This window comes from Cutibacterium avidum ATCC 25577 (assembly GCF_000227295.1).
GTDB classification, from domain to species: domain Bacteria; phylum Actinomycetota; class Actinomycetes; order Propionibacteriales; family Propionibacteriaceae; genus Cutibacterium; species Cutibacterium avidum.
This window is the reverse complement of the sequence record NZ_JH165054.1, coordinates 262687-271336: the sequence shown is the minus strand read 5'-3', so window position 1 is coordinate 271336 and position 8650 is coordinate 262687. Positions and strand designations below refer to the sequence as shown.

At 61.8% G+C, this 8650-nt stretch carries 6 protein-coding genes, 1 tRNA gene and 1 pseudogene; 2 read left to right on the top strand and 6 right to left on the bottom strand.

The annotated features are described in order from the left end of the window. Positions 1 to 581 precede the first annotated feature (581 nt). The 4 genes from HMPREF9153_RS01185 to HMPREF9153_RS01170 all read right to left on the bottom strand — a co-directional run bounded on the left by HMPREF9153_RS01185 (position 582) and on the right by HMPREF9153_RS01170 (position 6540). Entirely contained in the window at positions 582 to 2210 is a 1629-nt protein-coding gene (locus tag HMPREF9153_RS01185) for a chromosomal replication initiator protein DnaA (protein WP_004808811.1), read from the bottom strand. A gap of 15 nt (positions 2211 to 2225) precedes the next feature. Then, positions 2226 to 3260, bottom strand: a complete 1035-nt coding sequence (locus tag HMPREF9153_RS01180) for a glycoside hydrolase family 3 N-terminal domain-containing protein (RefSeq protein ID WP_004808810.1) — start codon at positions 3258 to 3260, stop codon at positions 2226 to 2228. Positions 3261 to 3518: 258 nt separating this feature from the next. Further along, the gene (locus HMPREF9153_RS01175; protein WP_004808808.1) at positions 3519 to 5042 is read right to left on the bottom strand and encodes a serine/threonine-protein kinase; all 1524 of its coding nucleotides are present in this window, start codon (positions 5040 to 5042) and stop codon (positions 3519 to 3521) included. Between the two features lie 76 nt (positions 5043 to 5118). After that, positions 5119 to 6540 (bottom strand): amino acid permease, encoded by a 1422-nt coding sequence (locus HMPREF9153_RS01170; protein WP_036979915.1) that lies wholly within the window; start codon positions 6538 to 6540, stop codon positions 5119 to 5121. A 117-nt stretch (positions 6541 to 6657) separates the two neighbouring features. Here HMPREF9153_RS01170 and HMPREF9153_RS12530 point away from each other — a divergent pair, with 117 nt between their 5' ends. Continuing rightward, positions 6658 to 6822 carry a hypothetical protein gene (locus tag HMPREF9153_RS12530; RefSeq protein WP_023031790.1) on the top strand — a complete coding sequence of 55 codons (165 nt, stop codon included), beginning with the start codon at positions 6658 to 6660 and terminating at the stop codon, positions 6820 to 6822. 144 nt (positions 6823 to 6966) lie between these two features. After that, positions 6967 to 7989, top strand: a complete 1023-nt coding sequence (locus HMPREF9153_RS01165; RefSeq protein WP_004808805.1) for an amidohydrolase family protein — start codon at positions 6967 to 6969, stop codon at positions 7987 to 7989. Between the two features lie 160 nt (positions 7990 to 8149). On the opposite strand, the gene HMPREF9153_RS01160 is transcribed toward HMPREF9153_RS01165, so the two are convergent. Further along, positions 8150 to 8225: transfer RNA gene (locus HMPREF9153_RS01160), tRNA-His, on the bottom strand. A gap of 86 nt (positions 8226 to 8311) precedes the next feature. Then, positions 8312 to 8650 (bottom strand): annotated as a pseudogene (gene orn, locus HMPREF9153_RS01155) (oligoribonuclease); the annotation flags it as partial.

Below are 8650 nucleotides of genomic sequence, written 5' to 3'. Positions count from 1 at the left end.
TTTTTTACACCCGCACACCCGACAGTCGGCGGGGATGGCACCAAGCATCCCCCCGGCCCCTTTGCCGTCTACCCACAACCACCCACACCAACGACAGCCCCCAAACGTCAGATAGGTGGCTTAGACCTCAGCGCGGTTGGGAGATCGCTGGGTTACCGTCGACTCGAAGCATCGTCAGGCGATTGTTCATCCTCAAAAATGGCCTCCCGTAATTGATGCCGTTTCCTCCAGAAGCGGGCTTTCTGCCTTCAAAACACGGGGTCAGGGTCTCTAGGCTGAGGCGGTAGCAACGCTAAGTCGAACTCAAGAACATGGGCCTTGAAGGCAACATGCATCCTCGGGGGAAAATGGCCGCAGTGCTTCCTTCCCCTGGCAACCGGGACCTGGACTCGCGTCCTCACCACGCTCGCGTACCGGCACATCGCCCCACTCGTGAGGTGCGGAGAAGCCGAGAGTGGCGCAAATGCATGGGTGGCGGCTGAGGTCCTGAGTCTGGGGCAGGAATGTCCCGACGAGAAAGTGAGGATACAAAACGTGGCCCCTCTCTCTGAGAAGGGCCACGTCAGTTTTGGAGGAGGTCGTCAGCAGGTAGTCGGGATGAAGCTGGAGTTCCTGATCATGTAGGCAACGACCCTGCCGCCGTTGAATAGGTAGTCGACTTCCTTGCCATCGCTGGAGAACGCAAGGGCCTTCTCGTATCCCATTCCATGGAAGTCCGAGGTGGCGTCGGTCAGCTTGAGCTTGGAGTAGTCGGACCCCAGCTGTGCCTCGGTGATGCCGATCCGCGCACCGTTAGAGCTGGCGTTAGTACCACCAACGAACAGGTAGGCCTCGACATCGTCTCCGCTCGTCCATACTCCGCCGAGGAAGCCGTTGTAACGCGCATACACCGGGGTGTTGCGGGTACATACTCCGCTGACGCCGTCCGGGATGACATGGATCGTACCGGCGAGTTCCGCGGTGGACTTGTCTAGGTTAAGAGGTCCGACACCTGCCATATCGCCGAGTCGGATTGAGCCCTTCTTCGCCATGTCGTAGACGATTGCCGCATCGCACTGCTTGCTGCTCATGACCTGGCTGGCAGCGACAGCAGCCTTGTCTCCCAACACTTTGAGCATGGCATCGCAGTCATTGTCGTCAGCGATGACCCCGCCTTGGGGGAGAGGCTCCCAATGCCCTCCGTTCTTCCTCATGACGAGGTGGCCGCCATTGGGGCCGGCCGACTTGCCGTTGATGTTGAAGCTGGGTGCATACGCCACAGCGGCGTTCTGACCGTCGGCGGCCAAGGAGACCCACTGGACCTGGGCGTCGGGCGCGTTGAAGAGCTGTCGCACGAGGTCCGGCGTCGGCGTGACCGAGGCATTGTTCGGAACGCTCGGCTTCGGTGCGGCTGGTGTTGATGCTGTCGATGAAGCGGTCGCCGTCGACGTCGAGGTAACCGTCACCTCTGGGGTCGGGGTGTGGGAGGCTGACGCGGCAGGCTTGGAGGCCGGCGCGGGGACTGCCTTCGTCGCATCATCATTCTTGGGCTTGAGGAAGTAGAAGAGGCCAACTCCCAGAGCCACGACGAGGACTGCGGCGACGGCAATGATCCAGTACTGGCTCTTACGTTTCGGCTGGGGCTCATCGCTGAAGGGGATGCCGCCTATCGACTCATTAACGTCTGGGCGATCAGCGGCAGTCGCACCCGCCAGTCCTGCGGACCCGTCAGGCAGGTACTCGGTGGCCTGTTGGGCGGGTTGGCCTTCCCAGCTTTCCTGACTGGGCTGCTGTTCCCAACCTTGCTGCGGGTACTGGTTGGGGTCCCATCCCTGCTGGGAAGGATCTCCCACCCAGGCTTGCTGGCCGGGCTGCTGTTCCCAACCTTGCTGCGGGTACTGGGCATTCCAGCCGTCATACTGACCTGTCTGAGGATTCCACTCTGGCGCGTTACCGCCCTGCGGATACTGGTTCCAGTCCTGCGGGTACTGGCCGTTCGGGAAGTCACCCTGCTGCGGATACTGCTGATCGGCGTAGGGGGTTTGCGAACCGTCCGGCTCGGCAGAGATCTGTTGTGTCGCGTCGTTGTTCTCTGGCAGCTCCTGGGTGGGTTCATGACTCTGCCCCTCAGCAGAGCCTGAATCGGACTGCTCAGAGATCAGCTCTGTCTCATTGTCGTCAGAGTGCGAATCGTCGGGGTGGTTCCCCTTGTCGAATCCATCGTCAGCCACGATTCATTCTCCCTCTCAGCGTGTCAGTGAATGCGCCAGTTTGACGTTGATGACATGGCGAGCAGCGTCACTGAGACGCTTCTTGCCCGACGAGGACGCCGCCATCGACGTCAACGCCTGAATCATGGGGCCTGCCAGGCCAGGATCGGCAGTAATCGCCAGGTCACCGCCAGCAGACACGAATCTGCTTGCACGGCGTCCACCGTCGACCGAGAACACCGACACTGAGCTACCCAGGTCATCTGAAACGATGAGGCCCTGGTATCCGAAGTCGCCGCGAAGCATGTCGGTCATAACCTTCGACGAGAACAACGCGAGAGTTCCTGGATCGATCTTCGAGTAGGTCGCGGAGGCGATCATGACCGCTTCAGACCCAGCATTGAATGCCATTCGGAACGATTCGAGATACGGGTCATGGCGAATTGTCTTGTGGTCGGTAATTCCGTCAGCTTTGAAATCCGTGTCCTCGATGATGCGCCCAATTCCGGGGAAATGCTTGGCCGTCGGGATGATCCCGGCCTTGCGATGCCCCGCAATAACGGAGGCCGCGTACCGGCCACACGTCTGAGGATCGGTGCCGAACCCACGATGGTGCTTGGCGATCGGCTTGTTCTTGACGCCAAGTTCAGGATCGATGACGTCAGCGACGGGGGAGAAGATCATGTGGACGCCGAGGTCGGCGAGTTGGCGGGCACCTCTCGTCACCACCGACTGAGCTTTGGCCGGGGACATCCGGGCCAGAGCTTCCTGGCTCGGCAGCCGGTCGACTCCCGGAATCCGGATGTTCTGAACCTCGCCGCCCTCATGGTCGCTCGCGACGATGGGCTTGATGCCGTGCGGGCTGACACTGTTGACGGCGTCAAGCATGGCCTCGAGCTTCGACCTCTTGGTCCAATGACCCAAGATGAAGATGCCGGCAAGGCACTTGGAGTCAATGAGGTTGGCGATGTACTCCGGAGAATCTGAGGGAACCACCCCGACGAGAATGCACTGACCAGCACGCTCTTCGAGCGACATATCCGCCACGATATGGGCGGCCCGTGGATCCATCGGGATTGGGGTCACCTTCTCCGTCGCCGTCGGCGTCGAGGTAGAGCTCGGGGTGGGGGTGGCTGAGGACGGGCTGGGAGTTGGCGTGTCAGACGGAGACGACGACGTCACGGGTGCAGGCGAGGGTGATTCGGCTGGGGGCTCGGCTTTTGAAACGCAGCCAGCCAATGGTGCGCTCAAAGCGGCTGTGATGATTGTTCGGCGTCTCATGGTCGCAGTATTCCACAGCTTTTCCATTGCTGACAGTGACCAAGAAGGTCACCTCGGAATGACGAGGTACACCTCCAAATCGATGTTACTACAGTCGAGGTATTCGCCGACAACATTGCAGAAGAACTTGTGAGAGCGCCCAGTTTGCGGGTTTCGCGTACTGACAAAGAAGTTCGACGGATGATTCGGCGGCACTAACTGAGCGAGGTTCAGAGCCAAGGAGCAATCCGTACGCGTGTTGGCGACCCATGTGCCCGGACCACACTCGGAGGCCCCGGCGGGGAGGTCGACGTGGGCGGGGACGCTGACCTGGGCGGGGACACCGACCTGGGCGGGAGCCGGGGGCGGTGCAGCGGTGGTCGTCACTGTGGCATGGACCGTTACTGTTCGCATCGGTCTGACCTCAGGCGTCTGGCTGGGTGCCGGGGTCGCGGTATGAATTGGCTGAGCGGTGGCCTCGGAATGAGATCCGGGCATCCCTTTGAGATAGACGAACGCTCCGGCTCCGACCAACAGAAGCAAAGCCAACAGAGCGATGAACCATCCAGCGTCGCTGCCGCGCTGGTTTGTCGCCGCATGTGCTGCTGGCGCGGACGGAGCCGGGGTTGCCATGCTCACCGCTGACGGAGGCCGCGTCGCCGAGGGCGCCGAGTACGGTGGAACCGGTCGTGGCGGCGCAATCGGGGCTGGCGGCGTTGGAGGAGGCGGTAGCGGACGAGGTACAACGAGCTGGACCGGCGGTCCGCCGTCGAGCCATGAGCGCAGCTCAGATGCCAGTAACTCCGCACTGGCGGGGCGTCCGGCCGGATCAGGCGCCAGACACGTCATGATGGTGTTCCACAGTCGTGGATCAACCCCGGGAATGTGGTCCGGGGGTTGGTCACGCAGAATATTTCCAGCTGAATCTGCCTGGAACGGAACGCGGCCGGCCAGCAATTGGTACAAGGTGACGCCGAAGGAATAGAGGTCGCTTGCCGCCAACGGCGTTCGTCCTGCAGCTACTTCTGGAGCCTGATAGTAGGGAGTCCCGACGATTTCGTGCGGATTGCCTGAAGCGACCATTTCCGAGACGCCGAAATCTGTGATTCGTGCCCCACGGACCTCCTCTCGGTCCTCGATGAGGATATTTGCCGGTTTGATGTCGAGGTGACGAATGCCGACTCGGTGAATCGCGGTAAGGGCCTGGCACACTTCGATTCCCAGGCAGACCGCCGTGGCTGGCTCGAGGCGGTGGTCGGGCATGGACTCCAGCACGTGCGCAAGGTCGGGGCCGTCAACCAATTCCATGATGATGGCGAAGGTGGAGGACTCGACGACCATGTCAGTCACCCGGACGACCGCGTCGTCGGCGACGGTCATCAGGATGTCGCGCTCCTGGATGAAGCGCCTCGTCGCGCCTTTGTCATTCGTCAGTTCGGGTTTGAGGACCTTGATGGCTCGAGATGACCCGTCGTTGAGATCATGCCCACGCCAAACCGTTCCCATCGAGCCTTGGCCGAGCACCTCGTCGAGGATGTAATGGCTGCCAATTTGACGTACTGTCGACCCGCCGGTGGCGTCCTCCTCGGACATAATTCACCCCTTTAATGATCGCTCGGCAACCACTCTCACTGTAGCGACCACAGCACGGCCGAGGACATAGCGGCCCTCAGTCGGTGACGTCTTCCAAGTCGTCACTGTGGGACCGACGACGCACGATCACCCAGGCGATGCCGAGCACGATGAACCACACGGGGGTGGCAAGGAGAGCCTGGCGGGTGTCGTCAGCCCCAGCCAGAAGGACGACGACAAAGACGAAGAAGGCCAGGACAACCCACGGCATGAAATGGGCCCCAGGCATCGGGTAGATCGACTCGGCATGGGCCTGCGGGTTACGGCGCACGTGCACGATGTAGCTGACGAGGATCATGCTCCACACGAAGATGAACAGCACGGCGGAGACCGTCGTCACCAGGGTGAAGGCCCCCATCACGGTGTCTTTCGCGGCAAGAATGAGGGCCGAACCAATGAGGATGACGGTGCACACCAGGCCCCAACCGGGGACGCCATTGCGGGTGAGTTTGCCGAAGGCCCTCGTCGCCATGCCCTTGTGGGCCAGTCCGTAGAGCATCCGAGAGGTCGAATAGACCCCGGAGTTGGCGCTGGATGCGGCAGACGTGAGAACGACGAAGTTCATGATGCCGGCAGCCGCGGTGAAACCGACGAGTCCGAACATCTGGACGAACGGCGAGGAGTCCTTCTCGATGAGATTCCACGGGATGACACACATCATGGCGAGCAGGGCAACCACATAGAACACCAGGACGCGCACGGGGACGGCATTGATGGCCTTGGGCATGGTCTTGCGGGGATCACGGGTTTCCGCGGAGGTAGTACCGACCAACTCGATGCCCACGTAGGCGAAAACAGCAATCTGGAAGCCGCCGAAGAATCCGCTCCAGCCCTTCGGCGCGAATCCGCCATGGGTCCACAGGTTCGACACCGAGGCCTTGTATCCGCCCGGCGAGGTGAACCCCATGATGATGAGCACCACAGCCACGACGATGAGGATGCCGATCGCGACAATCTTGATGAGCGCAAACCAGAATTCAAGCTCACCAAAGAGCTTCACCGTGAGCAGGTTGAGGACCAGCAGGAGAAGCAAGGTGGCCGCGGTGAGGATGAAGGCCCACATTCGGTCGTGGGTCCAGTAACCCCAATATGAGGTGATGGCGATGACGTCAGCCATACCCGTGACGACCCAACACAACCAGTACGACCAGCCGAGGAAGAATCCCGCCCAAGGGCCCAGGAGATCAGCCGCGAAATCCTGGAAGGACTTCCACTGCAGGTTGTGCAGCAACAGCTCGCCCATGGCCCTCATGACGAAGAAGAGCATCGTGCCGATCACGAGATAGGCAACCACGATGCTCGGACCCGAGGTGTTGATGGACTTTCCGGACCCCATGAACAGGCCGGTTCCGATGGCGCCACCGATGGCGATCAGCTGAATGTGGCGGTTGCTCAGGCTGCGGCGCAGGTGCTGCATGTCTCCAGCCACATCGTTGTTCTCGCGGTTCATGGGGAGGATTGTTACGCGAGAAGGGGCCAAGTACAGCATGTCATCTCACATTGTGCGACTACTGTCCGATCTTCGGCATTCCGGGGAATGCTGGAGTGAGCGTCGTTCTGCGAGGAGATGATGACGATGACCACGACCGTAGCTCTGACCGGGGCCAGTGTCCTGACATGCGACCGAGATGGAACCGTGCTGGCCGATCACACCGTGCTCGTTGGCGAAGACGGTTCGATCGAGGCCGTCGGGCCCGCCCAGCAGCTCGCTGATCGAGCAAGGACGGCTCAGCGTTATTGACTGCGCGGGCAAATGGGTCATGCCGGGGCTCATCAATGCCCATGCTCACCTCATGGCTGACGGACGTCCTCTGCCCAAAGCGTTGACGAACCCGGCGCTCGCGCGGGGGATCGTGGGTTCTGGAAAACTCCGTTGGGGAGTCCCATGCTGCGCGAACGTGCGAGGGGATTTGCGGACGTCGAGCTCAACTCGGGTGTGACCACCCTCCGTGGCCTCGGTGAGTATGACAACGAGGCCGTTGCTTTGGGCCGTGAGAGCGAGTCCGGACAGTGGCTCGGCCCTCGCATCATGGCGTCAGGCCCACTGTTGGCCATCACGGGAGGCCATGGCGCGGAGCTGGGCGTCGCCCGGATTGTCGATGCTCCCTGGGAGGGACGCAAGGCGGTGCGTCAGAACCTGCGTCTGGGGGCTACGTCCATCAAGATTGCCGCGACCGGCGGGGTCACCGATGCGAAGGTCGTCGGGGAGGCCGGGCGTCCGCAGATGACGACCGAGGAAATGACGGCGATCTGCGAGGAGGCTCACTCAGCTGGCGTGCTTGTCGCTGCGCATGCCCAGAGCCCTGAAGGGGTGCTGAGGTCCCTCAAGGCGGGCGTCGACACCATCGAGCATGGATCGGCCATGACCGACGAGATCGTCGAACTATTCCACGACAATCCCAAGTCTCTGCGAGGTTGGTCGGCTTTCGACGCGACCCTGTTGGCCGCTGCTCCGCTGGTCGAGATCGACACGGAGATCACCGGCGCCAGCGAGGTCGTCAAGGAGAATGCCCGGATCGTGCTGGACTCGATGGTTCAGGGGATTCGCGATGCGATCACGAGCGATGTGGTGCTCGGATCCGGTTTGGATTCCTCGATGACCTTTACTCCCCACTACGCCATGTGGCGTGAGCTCGACCTCGTGGTGTCGCGCGCTGGGTTGTCCACGGCGCGGGCCCTAGAAGCCGTGACCCGGGTCAACGCCAAGATGCTCGGTCTGGAATCCGTGACGGGTGCGGTGGAGCCGGGTCTGTCGGCCGATCTGTTGGTGCTGGGAGCCAATCCTCTTGACGATCTCAAGGCACTTGAGGGAGTTGAGACGGTTGTCGTCAGGGGAAGCGTCATTGACAGCCCGGCGGTGGAGAGGTTCGGCGAGATCGACGAACTGCTCGACACCTTGCGCCGGTGACGACGTCGGCGGTGAGGCGAATAGATGGGTGACGCGGCCAGGCAGGTCGTCATGCGGGGGGCAGTTGAGCACGCAGTGCGGCTGCTGGCTCCTGCGGGGCCTGGCAGCGCGCCTTCGCTGGCGGCGTTCAAGGGGAGTCGGCTTCCCTTTTGGAAAGAACTGGGGTGGCTAACGGGACTTGAACCCGCGACCCCCTGGACCACAACCAGGTGCTCTACCGACTGAGCTATAGCCACCATGTGCCTGCGTCAGGCAACCCGAGAAGAGTACCGGGTTCCGGAGCGGGAATGCAACTTGGTATTCCCGCCCCCCGTCGTCCGGTTCAGTCCTTTCCCGCTCCGGTGAGGAAACCTTGGTACTTCGCCGCGATCTCGTCGCAACGGTCCGCGTCCGGGCCGGGGGAGGGAACCATGAGTGCCTCGCGCCAGTACATCAATTCCTCGATGGACTCCTGGATGTCGGCGAGAGCGCGGTGGTTGCCCTGCTTCTCCGGGGTGTGGCCGAAGGCGCGCGGGTACCAGCGTCGTGCCAGCTCCTTGATGGAGGAGACGTCAACGTTGCGGTAGTGCACGTAGGACTCCAGCTCCGGCATGTCCTTGGCCAAGAAAGAACGGTCGGTGCCGATGGTGTTTCCGGCCAACGGGGCTTTTCCGGCTCTTCA